General features: G+C 40.9%; 17 protein-coding genes. 9 read left to right on the forward strand and 8 right to left on the reverse strand.

What is annotated here, in order from left to right:
* Window positions 1-198 precede the first annotated feature (198 nt).
* Window positions 199-1,464 carry an MFS transporter gene (locus B5Y40_RS19390; protein ID WP_079688515.1) on the forward strand — a complete coding sequence of 422 codons (1,266 nt, stop codon included), beginning with the start codon at window positions 199-201 and terminating at the stop codon, window positions 1,462-1,464.
* Window positions 1,465-1,499: 35 nt separating this feature from the next.
* On the opposite strand, the gene B5Y40_RS19395 is transcribed toward B5Y40_RS19390, so the two are convergent.
* Complete coding sequence (locus B5Y40_RS19395) at window positions 1,500-2,015, reverse strand: cupin domain-containing protein (protein WP_079688516.1); 516 nt, start codon at window positions 2,013-2,015, stop codon at window positions 1,500-1,502.
* Window positions 2,016-2,215: 200 nt separating this feature from the next.
* Window positions 2,216-3,070, reverse strand: coding sequence for a DUF4261 domain-containing protein (locus B5Y40_RS19400; RefSeq protein ID WP_079688517.1), 855 nt, complete (start codon window positions 3,068-3,070; stop codon window positions 2,216-2,218).
* Between the two features lie 134 nt (window positions 3,071-3,204).
* Between B5Y40_RS19400 and B5Y40_RS29830 the strand changes: the two genes are divergently transcribed.
* Both B5Y40_RS29830 and B5Y40_RS19410 read left to right on the forward strand, forming a co-directional pair.
* Window positions 3,205-3,480: a hypothetical protein gene (locus B5Y40_RS29830; protein ID WP_079688518.1), complete on the forward strand. Its 276-nt coding sequence runs from the start codon at window positions 3,205-3,207 to the stop codon at window positions 3,478-3,480.
* A gap of 675 nt (window positions 3,481-4,155) precedes the next feature.
* Complete coding sequence (locus B5Y40_RS19410; protein WP_079688519.1) at window positions 4,156-4,521, forward strand: DUF1987 domain-containing protein; 366 nt, start codon at window positions 4,156-4,158, stop codon at window positions 4,519-4,521.
* A 17-nt stretch (window positions 4,522-4,538) separates the two neighbouring features.
* Here the strand turns inward: B5Y40_RS19410 and B5Y40_RS19415 are convergent, their stop codons facing one another.
* Together B5Y40_RS19415 and B5Y40_RS19420 are read right to left on the reverse strand one after the other, a co-directional pair.
* Window positions 4,539-4,847: a GNAT family N-acetyltransferase gene (locus B5Y40_RS19415; protein ID WP_079688520.1), complete on the reverse strand. Its 309-nt coding sequence runs from the start codon at window positions 4,845-4,847 to the stop codon at window positions 4,539-4,541.
* Between the two features lie 231 nt (window positions 4,848-5,078).
* Window positions 5,079-5,624 carry a GNAT family N-acetyltransferase gene (locus B5Y40_RS19420; RefSeq protein ID WP_079688521.1) on the reverse strand — a complete coding sequence of 182 codons (546 nt, stop codon included), beginning with the start codon at window positions 5,622-5,624 and terminating at the stop codon, window positions 5,079-5,081.
* Window positions 5,625-6,002: 378 nt separating this feature from the next.
* On the opposite strand from B5Y40_RS19420, the gene B5Y40_RS19425 reads away from it, so the two are divergent.
* The 4 genes from B5Y40_RS19425 to B5Y40_RS19440 all read left to right on the forward strand — a co-directional run bounded on the left by B5Y40_RS19425 (window position 6,003) and on the right by B5Y40_RS19440 (window position 9,159).
* Window positions 6,003-6,806, forward strand: a complete 804-nt coding sequence (locus B5Y40_RS19425; RefSeq protein WP_245840658.1) for a hypothetical protein — start codon at window positions 6,003-6,005, stop codon at window positions 6,804-6,806.
* A gap of 63 nt (window positions 6,807-6,869) precedes the next feature.
* Window positions 6,870-7,607, forward strand: a complete 738-nt coding sequence (locus B5Y40_RS29690; protein WP_159453744.1) for a putative quinol monooxygenase — start codon at window positions 6,870-6,872, stop codon at window positions 7,605-7,607.
* 96 nt (window positions 7,608-7,703) lie between these two features.
* Window positions 7,704-8,900 carry a TlpA family protein disulfide reductase gene (locus B5Y40_RS19435; protein ID WP_079688522.1) on the forward strand — a complete coding sequence of 399 codons (1,197 nt, stop codon included), beginning with the start codon at window positions 7,704-7,706 and terminating at the stop codon, window positions 8,898-8,900.
* Window positions 8,851-9,159 carry a TlpA family protein disulfide reductase gene (locus B5Y40_RS19440; RefSeq protein ID WP_159453745.1) on the forward strand — a complete coding sequence of 103 codons (309 nt, stop codon included), beginning with the start codon at window positions 8,851-8,853 and terminating at the stop codon, window positions 9,157-9,159. The genes B5Y40_RS19435 and B5Y40_RS19440 overlap by 50 nt, the downstream gene beginning before the upstream one ends.
* 12 nt (window positions 9,160-9,171) lie before the next feature.
* On the opposite strand, the gene B5Y40_RS19445 is transcribed toward B5Y40_RS19440, so the two are convergent.
* From B5Y40_RS19445 to B5Y40_RS19460, 4 genes are all read right to left on the reverse strand, one after another.
* A complete protein-coding gene (locus B5Y40_RS19445) occupies window positions 9,172-10,125 on the reverse strand; it encodes a sterol desaturase family protein (RefSeq protein WP_079688524.1) in 954 nt (317 codons plus the stop codon).
* Window positions 10,126-10,496: 371 nt separating this feature from the next.
* Window positions 10,497-11,138 carry an MEDS domain-containing protein gene (locus B5Y40_RS19450; RefSeq protein WP_079688525.1) on the reverse strand — a complete coding sequence of 214 codons (642 nt, stop codon included), beginning with the start codon at window positions 11,136-11,138 and terminating at the stop codon, window positions 10,497-10,499.
* 30 nt (window positions 11,139-11,168) lie between these two features.
* Window positions 11,169-12,245 (reverse strand): PAS domain-containing sensor histidine kinase, encoded by a 1,077-nt coding sequence (locus tag B5Y40_RS19455; RefSeq protein ID WP_079688526.1) that lies wholly within the window; start codon window positions 12,243-12,245, stop codon window positions 11,169-11,171.
* Window positions 12,193-13,131 (reverse strand): PAS domain S-box protein, encoded by a 939-nt coding sequence (locus tag B5Y40_RS19460; protein WP_079688527.1) that lies wholly within the window; start codon window positions 13,129-13,131, stop codon window positions 12,193-12,195. Before B5Y40_RS19460 ends, B5Y40_RS19455 begins: the two co-directional genes overlap by 53 nt.
* Before the next feature lie 732 nt (window positions 13,132-13,863).
* On the opposite strand from B5Y40_RS19460, the gene B5Y40_RS19465 reads away from it, so the two are divergent.
* On the forward strand, window positions 13,864-17,367 hold the full coding sequence (locus B5Y40_RS19465; protein ID WP_079688528.1) for a T9SS type A sorting domain-containing protein: 3,504 nt from the start codon (window positions 13,864-13,866) through the stop codon (window positions 17,365-17,367).
* A gap of 361 nt (window positions 17,368-17,728) precedes the next feature.
* A complete protein-coding gene (locus B5Y40_RS19470) occupies window positions 17,729-18,667 on the forward strand; it encodes an SPFH domain-containing protein (protein WP_079689265.1) in 939 nt (312 codons plus the stop codon).
* The last annotated feature ends 1 nt before the right edge of the window (window position 18,668 follow it).

Consider the following 18,668-nt stretch of genomic DNA (forward strand, 5'->3'; position numbering starts at 1 on the left):
CCGGCTTTATATTCACTATATATTTCAACCTTGAAAATTGATGCCGGCTATAGATGATTGCGTTGAAAGCATTTGTAGCAGCCACTGGCAAACAGCGGCATCACCGAAGACGAAAAGATTTGTTTTATTCGTAAGCGTTATCTGTTATCATTACAGGATCGTACACGATAGGCAGCAGGCATCTGCGCACATGGAAGGATGAGGGCCAACGTTTTAAAAGCATTTCAAAGCTGGAATTACAGATTGTATTTTTCAGGTCAATCCATTTCATTAATTGGTACCTGGATGCAACGCACAGCCGTATACTGGCTGATCTATGAAAAGACGCAATCCTCTTTTATGTTGGGGGTTGCTGTTTTCGCTGCGCAGTTTCCTTCATTTCTTTTTTCAATCCTGGGCGGTGTAATTGCTGATCGGTATAACCGCTATAAAGTATTACTCTTCACCCAATTGGCCTCACTCATACAAGCAGCACTGCTTACAACGCTTGTCCTATTGGACAACTATATGGTTTGGCAGATTCTTGCATTGAGTGTTTTGCTGGGCATCATCAATGCGTTTGATGTACCCGCGCGACAAGCTATGGTATATGATATGGTGGATAACAAAGAACATTTGCCCAATGCTATAGCGCTTAACTCCTCCATGGTGCATACCGCCAGGCTTATCGGGCCGGCAGTCTCGGGCCTTGTGTTGCAGCAATACGGTGCAGCAATCTGTTTTCTTGTCAACGCTTTGAGTTTTATAGCCGTAATCACTTCGCTACTGTGTATGAAACTGCCACCGTATAAAAAACGTGAGCATGTTAACAACGCTTTCATTGATCTCAAGGAAGGCTTCGGCTATTTAAAAAATACACCTGCCATCAGCACGATCATGTTAATGCTGGCCTGTATAAGCTTGCTGGCGTTGCCCTATATAACATTGTTGCCGGTATATGCGAAGGAGATATTTTTAGGAGAGGCGTCAACCTTCGGATATCTGAATAGCTTCGTGGGGCTCGGTGCTGTATGCGGAGCGTTTTTCCTGGCATCGCTCAAGTCAGGAACGAACCTGAAAAAAGTTTTATTCTTCAACACCCTGATCTTCGGCCTGGGACTTATTATATTTTCACATCTCACACATTTACCTATAGCGTTACTGGCAATCGCCTTTACCGGTTTTGGTATGATGTCACAAACTACCATTAGTAACACATTGATTCAAACTACGGTCGCCCCTGCTATGCGTGGCCGCGTGATCAGTTATTACGCCATGGCTTTTTTTGGCATGCAACCTATCGGCGGTTTATTGGTGGGAACACTATCGCATTACCTGGGCGCTCCCAATACTATATTGATTGAAGGACTTGCTACCTTACTGATCGCGTTGATCTTCTTTCCTTTTTTGCGCAGAGATTTACTGAAACGAAAACATAAGATCAAGATTGACCAGCTCGAAGAACGATCAATCGAGACTACCTAGATCTATAGCTATAGGTACAAAACATTACTGATACATTATTGCCAGACCAAATGAAGCCCGCGATCTTTTCCGTATAGCGGATCGTGCGAAGGAAATGGAACAGCAGCGATGTTCTCGAGCACTTGCGGGCGATCTTCCGGTGCACCTTTCTTCAGGTCATAGCTGCGTCCATCCGGATAGGCACCAACAACTCCGAAGTTTCCTTCGTCACCCAGGTTCTTATGGCCTACTCCTGCCGGGATCACAATAACATCTCCTGCATGTACATCTACTTTCTTTCCATGTTCTCCGCCCAGGTGAAGCAATGCGGATCCGCTATATATACCCAACACTTCATGTGAGGTACTATGATAATGATGAAATGAGTATACACCGTTACGCCAGGAGTTTGTCCAGTGGTTGGATGCGAAAGTCTTCTCCAGCCATTCTGCACCAGCATCGCCATTCTTTGAAAAAACATTCCGGTATACCAGTAGTGGATATTTACTATTTGGAATTGAGCCATCGTCTGAAAAATAGAGCGCCTCAGGTCGTATAATTGGTGTTGCCATAGCTTTTACGGTTTCATACCCGTGTGAATAAGCTTGTCAATGATAAAAATCGTTCCTGTTTATATTGATGGCATAACAATATGCTATGGTTACAAGACTCCTTGCCACGCAGCAACGTTGGTGGTTTGACACAAAAAATGCTTGTGCTCTCAATTTATAACATGTGCTATATTTTTATGAGCAGCGGGACTGGTGCTTTTTTACTCCGGCTTTATCTCTATAACAGAGCGGTTGGGTGGTATGGCGGCACGACTATATATACATCTCCAGCGTGATCCCTGTTCAACACCTTCTACTGTATTGCCATCTTCAATAACAGATCCATGATTAAAAATATACTCTGCGTACGAGTATAACAATCCAGCGATTTGGCCCGGGTCATACTGTAAAAACTGAATCTGGAAATCCGGAAGCCCCAGAGCCTGAAGGCCTAAACTATCCATGAGCATCCCCTTCCCTTCTACATTGAACAACCGTACATTGATGAGCGCATATAGATTTCTAAATCCATGTTCTTCAATCTGCTTCAAGTACTCTTCCGGTTCGATTAGTTTCTCACTCGCAGGGAAATATATAGCAGTTGGCTTGAGCGCCTTTACAACAGCGGTCAGGAACTTCTGGTAGTACTCTACCCGGTCCTGATGCGTCAATAACATTGACATGAGGTCTCCCACCATCAAGTCATATTTACATGTACCGGCGGTTGCCTCAGCATTGTGCCAATGCCAGGCCTGTCGGTATGCGCTTGCTAATGTCTGCTGACTGAATTCTTTTTCAGGTTTGAATATAGTACCCTGTGCGGGCAGGTCACCCTCACCATACCTTACGATATAATCACGGAAAAAATATTGTCGTGAACGCTGATTTTCCTTTGAACCAATGTCAGTTGACGAAAATAATGGAAAATTCCTGACAATCTCCTGCTCTAAAACGGCATCATCCCATGTCGGTTCAGATGTAAACAAAAGCTTTGCAAAGAGCATCTGCATCTCATTGGAAATCATTGGTTTTTCATTCGCCGACTCCTTCTTTTTACTCCAGTTGAACAGGGCCATTCTAGTTTTGATTTATTTGAACATTGCGTTAATTCTTACATGTGACAATTATAGCGGTCGAAAAGTTACCAAAGTATAAACAGTTATTACCTAACTTTCAAAAATCAATTTAACCTGAATAACCTTTATCAAGCATGAGTAAATCTAAAAAAACAGTTGCTGAAAATCACGGGCAGAAAGTTACATCCAAGGAGCTCGCGCTTATCAAAAGACTGATTAAAGAACATACCCCCACTGTTGAAATTGCAAAAGCTGCAGGGCGTTCTTTAACTGCTTTACGAAAAATTACATTCCGCGCAGGATTATCGTTGCGTAAAAAAGTCGCCAAGGTTAAAGCTACCGCACCGAAAAAGGCTGTTAAAAAGTCTGCGAAAAAAACATCGAAGCGCGGTCCTGTACTTATTCACTAGCATTGCAAGAATCCGGCTATAGATGTAGTATACTATAGATGGACTTCATCTATAGTACACACGTTTATTATACTATCAAGTATCGATCACCTTCGTGATTGACCGATTAGTGTAATGTAAAAACAGCACTTCTTTTTTGTGGCAACCAAACTGAAATGCCACTCCATTAATACTTCCTCCAAACGGCTAGTTTTTCTCCATGGGGGCGGGAATGCTCGGATCCTATGAAGAAGAGTTGCCGTTGGTCACTACTCTTTACTATTCTGTAATCACCTTTTTAGCTCTGCGTTAATAGTACGTTGCTACATATTCTGTTTGCACACCCACCTGTAAAAATGCGTGTGGCATCTTCTTCATTCTTATAAGTTGCCCTTATACAGTGATTTCGTTTAAAGGCAGGACACTTTTGAAGTATTTATGCCTGCAATGTGGTATACATTGCTATAAAATTAATTCGAACTTCAAACCTTGAGAAAGGTGTTGCACAACACCCGGTATATATAATTTTTCGTATCGATGATACTGTGAATCGTTTTTGTATAAACCGGTTGCAACTTTCAATCGTCTTTATCAGAAACTTAACGTTTGGGACATCACGTTCACATATTTCTATCATTTCAATTAGCAAACATTTTGTACATTTTGCCCGAAGTTGAAAAGTGAAAGAATCAGGTTATGGAAAATCTATTCATGGAGGAAACACAAGATACTCCTCGTGTTGCGTTAAGTAAAAGCAAAGAAATTTTTGAGATAGCCGGCAGATCGTTACCCGAAGACGCAGTTGATTTCTACAATCCTATTTTAGATTGGATCGCAGAATATGCGAAGGCTCCCAATACGGTTACTAATTTTGCATTCAGGCTGGAATATTTTAATACTGCTTCATCCAAATTAATTCTCGACTTACTTCATGCACTAAAAAGTGTGAGAGGAATAAAAGTCCTCTGGTATTTTTATGAAGATGATGAGTCTATAGACGATGCCGGGAAAGAATATGCCGAACAAGTAGATATACCTTTTGAATTCAAAACTATACCTTAACGTAATTCACAAAGGGTTTACTTGGGATTATGCCAATCCTGGTTCCAGATGTCAGTATACTTCTCGGGATGTGCTTTGAACTGCGCATGTACATACGGGCATAGCGCGATCACTTTCAGATTATGTTCCCTGACATAATCAACCATGGTCGACAATAATTTTGCCGCTGTCCCCTGACCACGCAGTTTTTCCGACACTTCAGTATGATATACTGTTAAGTTTGATCCTACTATGCTAATCACCATTTCGGCAAGCCGTTCGTCACCTTCCTTTACAAAAAATGATCCTCGCCCATGGCTGTTTATTTCGAACTGAATTTCGCTCATACGTTCTGATTACTCCTCGACAATTTAAACACATTTCGTTTAACGAAGGAATACAGTTAATCATTAAATTTGATAACGATTCACAAATATGTTAAATGTATGGCCGATGCATCAGTATACAGGCACCATGATAAACTCTTCTGTTGGCGGGATATAGTACGATTAGAAGATTTACAACGGAGCTGTTACAAAGCGTCCGATACTTTATACTATATCTATGGCTCAACAGTCCTATCCGGAAATAAGATATGCCGGGCTGTAGGCATTTAATCCTTGTATAATATTTCTAGTATGTCCAGTTAATGTCAAGTTCAGAATATCTTCATCCGAGCTATCTACCCATAGACCGTTAACTTTTTCTTTGATAAATCTCGAGTGGCCGGGAAATATCTCTATGCCACATTTTTCATAGAATGCGCGGCTTGATAAATCACAAAAGCCGATGGCTTCAATACCTCTTTCCTGCAAGTAATCGAGTATACTTTCAATAAGCAGTGAGCCGTGACCTGTTCTTGGTTTCTGGGAAACAAATCCAACTAATTCTGCGATCGTATGAACAGAGTCCGATATGGAGATTTGAAAATTATAGTTGATGCGCGATACCGACAATACCGTTGACGTTTCATCAACAAGCATGTGAAATTCATTATTGTAAAACAGGTCAACGAATTCAGAATGTGTCAAATGCAACCACTCTTCGATCTGCCACAACTGCAGAATTGCAGCGAATTGAGATAAAGAGAGTTCTGAGGGCTTCTTTACAACATACGAAGTCATATCATCTTATTGAGGATCAAAGATGCAACAGAAAATTATATAGCAAATCAAAAAGTGTTAAACATCATTAGGATATATGGGTAAAAATGCGGCACTTGAAGGCCGAATCCGTTTTTGATTGATGAAGTGCTAGGCCAATTGTATCAGCCTTGTTTCCGGCAGTAGTGAATATGAAGACAGTGAATCTTTACCTGCCATTTTTTCTAACCAACGACTAACTTCGACTTATTGGGCATTCGCGTTTTTTAGATCCCAAATTTTTATTCACGGTAAATGAAACGGTATATTAGTTAATCTTTAAAAGATCATGCAAAATGAAGAGCTAACTTCCCATACTCCACTTTGTCATTGGTATGTGTAGCCTTGAAATTGTCATTTATGAAAATGAAAAGAATACATCTGTTTGAGTTTGAAGATTTGTCCTGGTTTCCAAACTCGATGAGAGCAAGTCTGACCAGGCTTCTCACGGTGATGCATAATCTTTTGAATACACAAAAAGATGTGGCAAAACTGATCCTCCGGTTATTTGATCATTCTGCCCCAACCTCGATTATAGATTTATGTTCTGGAAGTGGCGGTCCCATGCCCGGGGTTGCAACCCTGTTAAAGAATCATTATTCGATAAAGAATTTAACACTAACCTTAACAGATTTATACCCCGACAAAAATCTGGCGGGTAAATTAAATAATAACGACATTATATATTTACCTGCTCCGGTTGATGCCACTGACGTACCCGTTACCTTGCAAGGTATCAGAACCATGATATGCAGCTTTCATCACATGAAACCTGACACAGCGCGAAACATATTGGAAAATGCCAAAGACAGCAAACAGCCTATATGCATCTTCGAAATAAGCAATAATAGTTTTCCTGCATTCTTGTGGTGGATCGCTATACCCTTCAACTTTATAACTGCATTTTTCATCACACCTTTAGCCAAAGGTCTAACCTGGCAGCAAATTTTACTTACTTATATATTGCCGGTAATACCGTTCACTTTTGCCTGGGATGGTGCTGTGTCCAATGCACGCACCTATACACTAACGGATCTGGACATTCTCCTGGAAGGATTGTATTCAAATAACTATCGCTGGGAGAAGGGAACGATCAGCGGCAAGTCAACAAAGCTATATTTACTAGGCTTCCCCATTCAAGCCCATGAAAAAGTTGTGGATTGAATGAAGACGCATTAGATTACAATACAGAAAGCAAACTAAAAATTACGCTTAAGCTAAAGTACCATGACTGATTACTCACATATATATTACCGGATCATTTTATTAGTTACCATGTCACTTGCATCCACGAAAGCAATAGCACAAAAAAGCAGTCAACTGGTTCGGCTTGCTATCATTGAGGTTGACACAGCCCACCTTGATGTATATAATGAATTTTTAAAGGAAGAAATCGAAGCTTCCATTAAAAAAGAACCGGGTGTCATTACCTTGTATGGAGTGGCGGAGAAAGAAAATCCGGAACGCGTTACGCTTTTCGAAACCTATGCTGATTCAAGTGAGTACAAGTCTCATCTTGCTACTCCACATTTCCAAAAATATAAACAGGGCACTCTTCAAATGGTAAAGCATCTTGAGCTGCAAGAAACTCAGCCAATTCTTTATATCCGGAAACCTGACCTTGCAAAAGCACCTGCTCATAATCTCTTCATACGGCTTATCAAAATGGAAATAGACTCAAAAGAGATTGACAACTTCAAAAGACTAGCACAAAGTGTGATGTTACCCGGGCTCCAAAAAGAGCCGGGTGTTCTGGTAATGTATGCCGTGGCCAGCAAGAAAGAACCAACCAGTGTCAGTATACTGGAAGTGTATGCAGACTCAGCAGCATACAAATCACATTTGAATACATTGCATTTTCTCAAGTACAAGAAGGAATCAGAAAAAATGATAAAGTCATTAACGATGATTGATGTAAAGCCCATCGCGCTCGGGTCGAAGCCACAAGAACGCGGAAAACGATGATCTTATGAATAAAAAAATGCAAACATAAAACATGTGCTATACTATAGGTAATTTTAAAAGTGAGCAAGTAAGTTTACTGCTCAACAACTTGGAATAATGAATTATCTTCAACGTCTGCCCTCCTACTTCGCATGGTTTGCCTTTTGCGCTTTGATTGGATGTTCTGGAAAAAAAGATATACCAGGACCAGTCAAAATTTCAGTCCATGATCCCTACTTGTATAAAACTATACGAGTCTTTGCATATAAGAGTCTGGATCAGGTCGATTTAGCTTATCCGAAAATGGATGCTGGAGGGAACGTTTCAATGAAATTTACCTTGCGAAAACCAACCTTTGCCTTTATACAGCTAGGCGACAAATACAGTGAAGTATACTTAGCGGCAAAGACCGATATCACTGTATCCGGTGATGAAGATGCTCCAGAAAAACCTTTGCATTTTTCAGGTCACGGTGGAGACTTATCCAACTACCTGGCACAGAGTGCGCTCATTACAGAACAAATAAAAACGAAAGGCGGTAACTATATAACTCAGTTAGAACCACCTGCTTTTTTACAGCGTTACGACTCATTGAAGACGGCTTTAACACATTTTTGCGATGCCTACATCGATAGCCTTCATCCGTCACCTGATATCGCAGATTTACTGAAAAAGAAAAATGATCTTAAACTTCTCGCCCTCGCCTTGGAGTATACATATACCCTTCAAACAAAAGCGTTATCGGCAGAGAGCGATGTAAAGGAATTTATATTGCCGGATCGACTTCAGCAGGCAATTAGGGATATACCTTTTGATCCGGTTTTCCTGAAGCTGGGTATATTTGATTATCACATGATACTGCTTATGTATCTGCATACAAAAATTTATAGTCCTATATGCTTCCAGGATGCCTCAGTCAAACCGAAGTATATTGAAAACAAAGCGGACCTCGAATTAAAGAACGGTGACTACCCAGCGGAGATAAAAGAATACCTGATCGCTTTAAATGTTAATCACTGGCTGAGCACAACGGGCATTACACCCTCTATCGATTCAATTCTTACTTCGTTTAGAAATACCTATAGCGATTCAAAACACTTGCCCGCCTTACAGAAGAGTTATGAAGAATGGCTGACCATCACGCCTGGCAAAACGGCCCCGGACATTGCAGGCAAAACGATAGAGGGTATGCCGGTTTCATTGCGTGACTTATCCGGAAAGGTAGTATATATTGATATATGGGCAACGTGGTGCATGCCTTGCCGTGAGGAAATTCCGTACGCCAAAACGGCTTCAGAAAAAATTCGCTGGTAATAGCAACATTGTATTTCTGAATATTTCTGTTGATGCCGATCTGCGAGCCTGGATTAAAATGATCGAAGGCGATACGGAATGGGAAGGTATACATATCAACCAGACACAAGAACAAAGACAAGCGCTTTGGAAGAGCTATAAAATGTATGGCGTGCCGACCTACATCATAATTGATCGGGCCGGAAAAATTGTAAGTGTACAAGCTAAAAAACCATCCGATCCCGAATTACAAGTTGAATTAAAAGCGTTATTAAAATAAGGTTGCTATATTTTAATGCTGATGTTTCTTGCCAGTGCTGCCATCTGTTGCTGCCTCATTACCGGATTTAGGCAACTGCGACACTTTGTAGTCAGCAATCAATGCAGGGTCACCAAATATATAGAATAACTTTTCTTTCATTGTTTGTGCCTGTATTACATCTTTAATCATGTCAACATATTCGTGGAAGTTGATATGTAGCGGGTTATGCTTGGTTGGGATGTTATGGGTAATGCCATATTGAACTATAACTTCTTCCCGTTGGTATGTCCCAAACATTCTATCCCAAAAAATGAAGGTAGCTGCAAAATTTTTGTTGATGTACTGAGACTGTGACCCATGGTGAACACGGTGATTGGACGGGGTTGCAAAAATATACTCAATCCAGGGATGAAGTTTTCGGATATACTCTGTGTGTACCCAGAATTGAAATAAAACAGCAACTTGGTTGGTTAAAAATATAATAACCGGATGAAACCCGATCAACGCCACAGGTAGTATAAATATAATTTTTACGTATTGTACCCAGCTCAAGCGAAAAGATACTGTCAGGTTATACTGTTCACCGGAATGATGCGGAATGTGAGACGCCCAAAAAAACCGAATATGATGTGAAATGCGATGTGTCCAGTAACTGCAAAAGTCGAATATAATATAACAAGGAATAAAAGTCCACCAGTTTAACTCCATGCGCCATGGCACCAGGTTATAAACTAACACAAACAAGAAGAAGAGAAGGGTTTTAATGCAAACGCCTATGGCAACATTCCCCAAGCCTACCAGGATGGATCCTATAGTCTCGTTGGTCTTATAATAATTTCTTTTTTGATGCGTCGATACAAGATACTCGATTAATACAAAAAGAAACATGACCGGTGCTGCATAAACGATAACATTCGGGGAGCTCTTTTCAAGCGTCTCCAAATCTTGCAGCGAAAGCTCGGCTGCTCCAAACAATTCATCCATTTATCGGGGTGTTAAGTTCTAGTATTATAATATTCTCTATAATACTATGCCGGTCTATCAATGACTAGCGGTTTCATCTACAGATAGGAAGCACTTGAAAATTCATTCCATGACAAACATTACTCATTAGGCTTAACAGGAACAGGTTTGGTTAAGAGGCCATTTATCTACATTACTTGCAGACAAAATCTATCATTCATTTTACAAACGAATATGCTTGGTATTTATTAGGCATCTTACAAAGATTATCTACAAATATACACAACTGTATACGTCTTAGGTGTAATGATACAACATCGTATGAAGCCTTTATACCAAGCTGCATAAACATGCAGCATACTTTTCGGACAGCCATAACGCAAACCTATATATTAACCAACTGCTTTCTGCGTAATCGTCCTATACAAAATGTTACCAGTTCCCTCCTCATTGGTTGTAATCATTTTAGAGTGAGTGCCGCAGATATGCATTACTGATTCAGTTGCATCCTGTGTAAAACCGCTTTGCGGATAGGCACAGAACAAGCAGAATGCTTGTGTTTCGCAGAACTTATTCCAGAGCTGCTCCAATCGTACTGTTGCCCCTACATGCCCCCTTGCCCATAGAACTGCTACCATCTCCCCGAAGGCGCGAACCGGACGTCCACCAAGTCTTGCTTTGGCGATAATATCGGAAACCAAATGCACAAAAAGCGTTTCGTCAGGCCAGTCGTTTACCATGAACTTAGAAAGCGTTGCCTCCGCGTCCAACGGAATATACAATTCGTTTTCAGATGTAACATCAAATCCAGCAAGCTGCAATTTGTAGTTTAAGGCCCGCAAGTGAGACGCCGTGGCAATGACAATTACACATTCTCCGGCATTTATACCACCTGCCACAAACCCCAGTAACAACTCCAAAAAGCTATCATCTGTTTCATAGATTTGAACCACATGGTCGCAGGGTGCTATCTCAGCCCAAAAGACATCGCTGTTTTCTTTTTGCCAATCACTATTCACTTGAAGTGCTCCCATAATTTTTTAGTTTCATTAGATATCAGATGACTATACTGTTGCTTGTGAACATGGAAGATATATATGAAAGGTGGAGCCCTCGTTTATTTTACCTTCGGCCGTCATCCTTCCATGATGTCCTCCAATGATTTTTTTACAGATCGCAAGACCTATACCTGTTCCTTCAACCTGAGATTTACTGTGAAGTCTGTTAAATATTTCAAAAATCTTCTCAGCATGCTCAGCATGGAAACCAATTCCATTGTCTGAAACGGTAATGTCGTAGAAGTCCTGCGAATCGTGCATGCCTGGGAGCTGTGTATTGCGTACTATACTGCATTGAAATACAATTTGAGGAGTAGAGGATTCTTTGGAAAACTTAAGTGCATTACTGATCAGGTTTAGAAACACCTGGTGAAACTGAAAACGAATCACCGGTAAGGTTGGCAATCCTTTATTTTCAATGCGGGCACCGGTTTGTTCAATCTTTACTTCAAACTCCGTTATTACTTCCTGGAGGAGTTGATTCAAGTCTGTTAATTCAAGGCCACTCTCGATGTTTGTAGTTTTGGAATATAAAAGTATATCCTGGATAAGCGCGCGCATCCTGTTGGAGGCAGACTGAATCTTATCGATATAATCTTTGCTCCGGGATGAAAGCTTATCTCCATCTGAATACACAACGCGATCAATAAATGTTTGAATCTTCCGCAAAGGCTCCTGTAAGTCATGACTGGCTATATGTGCAAAAGACGAAAGCTCATTGTTGATTTTTTCAAGCTCATGATTTTTCATGATCAGTGCTTTCTCTGCCTTTCTTAATTCCAGGTTTCTTTTCCGCAAGTCATCGGTTCGGTTAAGCACCATTTTTTCAAGAGAAGATTTTATTTCCTCCTGAACAGATATATCTTGAATAATTCCGGTATACCCGGTGAATCGATTATTAGCATCAAACTGCGGAATGGAGTTAGCATAACAAACGATGGTCCTGCCAGTGGAACTTTCTATTCTGAATTTAGCTTCAAAAGTCTTTTTTTCAGATAGCGATTTTCTCCACGCAGTTTCTATATTTCTTCTATCGTCCGGATGAATAACGTTGAGCCATTGGCTGCCCCAGACCATCTTCATTTTTTTTCCCGGTCAGCTCACTCCATTTACTATTGAGAAAAATACATAACCCATTCTCATCTGTAGTCCATATAATTACCGGGACCAAATTACTCATCACTTTAAAGCGTTCTTGATTTTCACGCATTGCCTTGGCAGCAAGTTTTTGAGCCGTGATATCAATTGTAAAACAACGGGTATGGACAAATTCACCATCCTTCCATAGTACACTTGAATTAATGGTGACAAAGCGAGATGATCCATCTTTACAGAGCAGCTCTGCTTCGCAGTTTTTAATTATTTCTTTCTTGCGAAGCTTACACAAGATTTCTTGTATTATTTGTTGATTCTTATGAAAGCGTGTTATAGGTTGACCTATATATTCATCGGGCTCATATCCCAACATCGTTAGTTCTTCGCGATTAGCCCAGATAATGATTCCATCTTCATTTACCCAATGTAAACCTATCGTTGCATTTTCAAAGTAGTCATGCAGCGACCGTTCAACATCAAGTTCTGAACTAATGTCGGATGCATAAAAAATAAACCCACTAACCTTTTGATTGTAATCAAACTCTGGCCGAATGTCTACCTCCATACAACGATATTCTCCATCGTGTTGAAAGGAAATGGTTAGGTGAGCAGGTTCACCAACCAAAGTTTTACCTAAATACCGTTGAATTTGATTAAAGATTTGTTCACCTATAATTATCGGAAAGGAGTTTCCAGCGGGATCATCGATGCGGGAAAACCATTTTCTAAAACCTTGATTAGCGTATTGCACCACCATGTTACAATCAACGCGGGCAATAAGCGCTGGTATAAAATCAATAAGCTTATCGAAAGACACTGATTGTTCCGAGAGATTTTGCTCAGATAAAGAAACATTGCTTACTTCTAATCTCATCTCACAGGGGTATACCGTTCCCCTATAAAAGTGCTGGACAATCGAGTACTTCAAGGGCAATTGTTATAACTCCTAATAAATCATGCCAACAATAAAAAATACTTCTAGAGTCCCGTCAAATACTCAAGAAAAACTTAAGTTCATACTAGTTTGTGGAACTGTTTACTCAATCAAAAGGCCGGATTCGACCTAGCTTTTACACCGCATCCTTACCGGTGTCTATAGCTAAAACAACAGTATAGTTTACATATATGATGAGTTACTTCAACTCCAAAAAAAGGTTCGATAATTTCAATAGACTTCCCGGACAGGATATACCAGATAATACCGCGATGGGAACAACCGATTCAAGGTTATACCACCATAAACTGAATATACCCCGGCTGCATCACCTTGGAAATGATACACAAAATAAAAGCTGTTGGAACTCACTCTTCCCCTATCGACTATAGGTTTGAACTTCTTGCTTTTAGTCTTGCGAAAGACACCCATAAATATTAAACTCGAATGTGATAAATATTGGCATTGGGCAATCGATGCGCATCGCTATGGCTATATAGCAGTGATTTATATACCGTTATTATCTGAGAGAGTAGACCTTATTGATTGTTCATTCCCGTCTACATTCACTGGTAGCGAGCAATAAGATTGGGCAGTCGAACCTGCCAGGAACAAGGAAACAAGGACGTATTATAAACTATAAAAGTATTATAAACTATAAAATATCTCACCATGAAAATTCGGGCTGGCCTGTTGTCCTTCTTTTTGTTATGCAGCACTTATATATATAGTCAACGTTACTGGGTTGCATCTACTTCTTCGAACTGGAATAATACGGCTAATTGGTCTGCAACTTCTGGTGGTATAGGAGGAGCTTCTGTTCCGGGCGCATCAGACGCCGTTGTATTTAATGGAGCGGGTGGCCTGCAAGGAAATTGTATACTGGACATAGCCCCTACTGTATCCTCGGTTACTGTAAATGGATATAGCGGCACGATTGATCTGAACGGATTCAACCTGATAAGCTCCGGAACGACAGCAGCTACTTTTACAACGGGTTTAATCACGAATGGAGGCGCACCAGCAACCATTACCATAAATACTACAGGTATAGCAACTTTTAACGGCACACACTTTGGTATAAGTACCGCTATAGCTCCTCTTGTAACCTGTACGGCCAGCCAGGTATATCTCAACGGCTCTATATTCTTCGGCACAACATATCTTGAGAAAACGGGTGGCACAAATAATTTAGGATCCGGAGGAAATACATTTCATGGCACCACCACCCTTGCAAATTCCGGAAGCGCATACCTGGCAACAGGATTTAGTTCTCCCGATGTTTTTAATGCTGATCTTACCGTAACCAATACAGGTTCATCCTTCATTGGTCTTGCTGACAACACACTCAATAACATGTTTAATGGCAACATCATCGTTAACTCTTCCGGTAGCGGTTCCGGTTTTTTTTCAGGAATATTATTTGCCAACGGTCCTGGCGCAACCGGCACAAAATCCTCTTACCTGGCTAACGGAAAAACAATCAGCGTGGGCACGGGCTACACATCCGGTACACTTTCATTGGCAGGATTTCATCAGGCAGATGCCGCTACAGCGCTAAGCTTAACGACCACAGGTTCAAGTGTACTATATATTGGTCCTTCTACCGCTTTCGCCGGCAACGTAATGTTTAAAGCTCCACAGGTATACCTACAGGGATGCACCTATAGTGGCACTGCTTATCTTGAAAAAAGTGGCGGCACCAATAATCTTGGTACAGGAGGAAATACATTTCAGTCTGCAGCAACCATTGTCAATTCCGGAAGCGCATTCCTGGCTACCGGATATAACAACGCGGATACTTTCAATGGTGACCTTATCGTAACCAATACCGGAACAGGATGGGTTGCTATGGCCGATAATGCAAGCGCAAGTATATTCAATGGGAATATCACAGTTAATTCTACCAATGCAGGTGCCAATGCAGGCATTACATTCGGCAATGGTCCGGGTACGAATGTGGCAGCTACCCTTGCCAGTGGTAAGACTATTACGGTAGGCTCCGGCTTCTCGGCTGGCAAACTTTTACTGAGGCGATTTGTACAGTCTGGCAGCACTGCACAAAATCTTACCTTCACAGGAACCGCAGCTTTATACCTGGGGCCGTACTCAACATTTAATGGCGCTGTCACATTTATCACACCACAGGTATACCTGCAAGGTGCCACCTATAACAACACCAGCTATATACAGAAGAATGGCGGCACTAATAACGCAGGTGCAGGCGGAAACATTTTCAATAGCACTACTACACTGGTAAATTCAGGAAGTGGCTGGCTGGAAACTGCTACAACAACTGCAGATATTTTCAATGGAGACGTAACGCTGACCAATACAGGTTCTTCAATTATTTCAATGGCTTCAGCTACTGCCGGAAATATGTTTAATGGAAACATCATTGTAAACAGTACCTCTGGTATAGGAATCAGATTTGCCAACAACACTACCACCGGAGCGGCAACATTGGCAAGCGGAAAAACCATAACCGTTGGCAGTACTGGTTTTAGTGCGGGAACATTAACATTGCAAAAATTCACACAATCCGGTAGTACTGCACAGAATATGGCACTTACTGGAACGGCCACATTAACCTTGGGGCCGTCTTCGGTTTTTAATGGTAATATTATTTTTACAGGCCCTCGTATTCTTTTGAATGGAAGTATATATAATGGAACCGCTTCGATCACAAAGAATGGAACAACAACCAATACTTGTGATGGTGGCAATGTATTCAACGCTACCACGAGCTTGACCAACAGCAGCGATGCAATATGGCTTTTTGCCAATATCACGGGTGATACATTTAACGGCCCGGTTACATTCTCACAGACCTCGACTGGTGCATTGCAACCTGCCTATAATGGCACCAATTCTTTTTACGATAATCTCATCGTAAGTAGTGCCAACGTTGTGACACTTGGATCAGGTACAGGTGTTGTTCAATTTGCTGGCAGCAACAATCAAACAATTACTTCTGCAAGTTCAATTCCGGTGATCCAGCGATTGACGATGAGTAAAGCATCGGGCGCCAATACAATTACACTAAACACGCCTATAAATATAGGGTCAACAGCAACACTCACTACGGGTATAATTAACACAACGACTTCCAACTACCTTAATTTCTTAGCAGGTAGTACGGTTAACGGAGCGAGCAATGCAAGCTATATCAATGGACCCGTGCGAAAGACGGGCAACACAGCGTTTATATTCCCGACCGGCAATGCATCTACATATCGCTCCATTGCTATATCTGCGCCCGCCGTTGGCAGTGATGTTTTCACTGCTCAATATTTTAAAACCAGCCAGGCCTTTGGTGATCAAAGTACATTCACGGCTCCACTGGTAAGAGTGAGCGGCTGCGAGTATTGGACACTTGACAGAACCGTTGGAACTTCCAATGTAAATGTTACACTTAGTTGGAACAGTTCGGGCTGTACCGGTCCCTATATAACGGATCTGTCTGCATTGCTTGTAGCGCGGTGGAATGGAAGTGCCTGGGTTACGCAAGGTAATGGAGGAACGAGTGGAGATGCTACAGCCGGAACGATCGTTACTACTCCGGCAGTAACAACCTTTAGTCCTTTTGCACTGGGTTCAACTTCTCCGAATAATCCCCTACCTGTAAAGCTACTCTCCTTTACCGCTGATCAAAAAGGAGACAAAGTATTGCTGGAGTGGAAAACTGTATGGGAGAAGGATAACGATTTCTTTGTCATTGAGCGATCTTCTGACGGATTGAATTATCATACCGTAGGTAGACAGCCTGCTTCAGGTAATAGTAGTATCATACAACATTATATCATGGAAGATCATACACCTTACCTGGGAAGATCTTACTATCGGATTAAGCAAACCGATGTGAATGGTGCTACTGAATATTTAGACACAAAAACGATTACCATACGGAAAGAAGAGAACATTTCGGTATTTCCAAACCCGTTTGATGGCGAGAATATAAATTTTCTGGTTACCGGATTTAAAGAAGGTAAATGCAATTATCTAATCCTTGATATCTCAGGAGTTCAGAGGTTAAGCGGAGAAGTCCTCATTAGCGGAAAAGAGAACGATCCTTACAAAGAAAAATTATCGGAGGCACTCGCTGCAGGTATATATTATCTTCAACTATATAAAGATAATTTTTCAAAAACCATAAAACTGATTGTCCGTCCGTAGCACGGTTTATGGTTATAGAAGACACCGTGCACTCCGTGTCTTTATACAACGTCTCCCCTAGAGCATACAGCGCGTCAGCATAAGAGTATGTACTTTATTTCATATGTCATTGTATGTGTATTTACCTTGCGCGTCAATTACCGTGCTTTGGTATCTTTAATCAAGTCAGGTTAAGTATATCCACAATCTATTCAAAGATAATTCGCTGCATATATAGATTGAATTTCGACATGTCATGAGTCCGCTGTGTTATCATTGAGTAAAGAAATTTTCATGGATAATAGTAGGAAAATATAGCCACCGATGTTCTTATATTTGGGCAATTGTCTCAATACCAAAGACTCGATTATTAAAAATGAATATGAATTCACCATTTATTGAAATAATAGAAGCTACCACACCAGATCCAAATCTTTTGATGTGGAAATTTGCAGATGAAGATAAAGAAATTAAGAATGGAGCAAAGCTTACTGTTCGAGAATCTCAGATAGCTGTTTTTCTAAATGAAGGTAAACTCGCAGATGTTTTTCAGCCGGGGCTTCATACGTTAAGCACTGAGAACATTCCTGTCATAACTCGTTTGAAAGGTTGGAAATATGGATTCAGCAGTCCGTTTAAAGCAGATGTATATTTTGTAAATACCCGGCAGTTTGTTAACAACAAATGGGGCACACCTGCACCCATTATGATGAGAGACCCGGAGTTTGGTCAAGTTAGGGTTCGTGCCTTCGGTACATTTGATATTCAAGTAAAAGACCTTGCTATATTCTTTCGTCAATATGCAGGTTCATACCAGACCTTTAATATTTTCGAATTGCAACATGAACTTCGGGATTTTATTGCACCAAAATTCGGAGAGGTGCTCGCGCAGCAAAATATATCCGTTAAAGATATAGCAGGAAGTGTGACAGAATTGGGTAAGAAAATAGAACCATTTCTAAAACCATATTTCGCTCAATTCGGAATTGAGTTGATTTCATTTACCATCACAAGTGTTACACTACCCGATGAAGTTTCAGCTCACTATGACAAGATAACCAATATGAATATGGTATCCGACATGGACAAGTTTACCAAATTCAATACTGCGCAAGCTATAGGTGAGAAGGGAACTGCTTTAAATGAAGCCACTACCAATGCTATGGCCATGGGAATGATGATGAATAAAATGCAACACGTTAATCAACCTCCGGACGACATTACCGCCAAACTACAAAAATTAAAAACGCTTTTTGAATCTGGCTTGATAGACGAAGCAGAGTATAAAGCAAAAAAAGCAGACCTGATTGATAAACTATAAA

It is taken from the genome of Ohtaekwangia koreensis, assembly GCF_900167975.1.
GTDB lineage: Bacteria > Bacteroidota > Bacteroidia > Cytophagales > Cyclobacteriaceae > Ohtaekwangia > Ohtaekwangia koreensis.

Bases quoted from the DNA above. Each gene is read 5' to 3' on its own strand.
- B5Y40_RS19400 (WP_079688517.1), bottom strand. From the start codon at position 3,070: ATGGCCCTGTTCAACTGGAGTAAAAAGAAGGAGTCGGCGAATGAAAAA.
- B5Y40_RS19425 (WP_245840658.1), top strand. From the start codon at position 6,003: ATGAAAATGAAAAGAATACATCTGTTTGAGTTTGAAGATTTGTCCTGG.
- B5Y40_RS19460 (WP_079688527.1), bottom strand. From the start codon at position 13,131: ATGAGATTAGAAGTAAGCAATGTTTCTTTATCTGAGCAAAATCTCTCG.
- B5Y40_RS19395 (WP_079688516.1), bottom strand. From the start codon at position 2,015: ATGGCAACACCAATTATACGACCTGAGGCGCTCTATTTTTCAGACGAT.
- B5Y40_RS19450 (WP_079688525.1), bottom strand. From the start codon at position 11,138: ATGGGAGCACTTCAAGTGAATAGTGATTGGCAAAAAGAAAACAGCGAT.
- B5Y40_RS19455 (WP_079688526.1), bottom strand. From the start codon at position 12,245: ATGAAGATGGTCTGGGGCAGCCAATGGCTCAACGTTATTCATCCGGAC.
- B5Y40_RS19445 (WP_079688524.1), bottom strand. From the start codon at position 10,125: ATGGATGAATTGTTTGGAGCAGCCGAGCTTTCGCTGCAAGATTTGGAG.
- B5Y40_RS19390 (WP_079688515.1), top strand. From the start codon at position 199: ATGAGGGCCAACGTTTTAAAAGCATTTCAAAGCTGGAATTACAGATTG.
- B5Y40_RS19410 (WP_079688519.1), top strand. From the start codon at position 4,156: ATGGAAAATCTATTCATGGAGGAAACACAAGATACTCCTCGTGTTGCG.
- B5Y40_RS19435 (WP_079688522.1), top strand. From the start codon at position 7,704: ATGAATTATCTTCAACGTCTGCCCTCCTACTTCGCATGGTTTGCCTTT.
- B5Y40_RS19465 (WP_079688528.1), top strand. From the start codon at position 13,864: ATGAAAATTCGGGCTGGCCTGTTGTCCTTCTTTTTGTTATGCAGCACT.
- B5Y40_RS19420 (WP_079688521.1), bottom strand. From the start codon at position 5,624: ATGACTTCGTATGTTGTAAAGAAGCCCTCAGAACTCTCTTTATCTCAA.
- B5Y40_RS29690 (WP_159453744.1), top strand. From the start codon at position 6,870: ATGACTGATTACTCACATATATATTACCGGATCATTTTATTAGTTACC.
- B5Y40_RS19415 (WP_079688520.1), bottom strand. From the start codon at position 4,847: ATGAGCGAAATTCAGTTCGAAATAAACAGCCATGGGCGAGGATCATTT.
- B5Y40_RS19470 (WP_079689265.1), top strand. From the start codon at position 17,729: ATGAATTCACCATTTATTGAAATAATAGAAGCTACCACACCAGATCCA.
- B5Y40_RS29830 (WP_079688518.1), top strand. From the start codon at position 3,205: ATGAGTAAATCTAAAAAAACAGTTGCTGAAAATCACGGGCAGAAAGTT.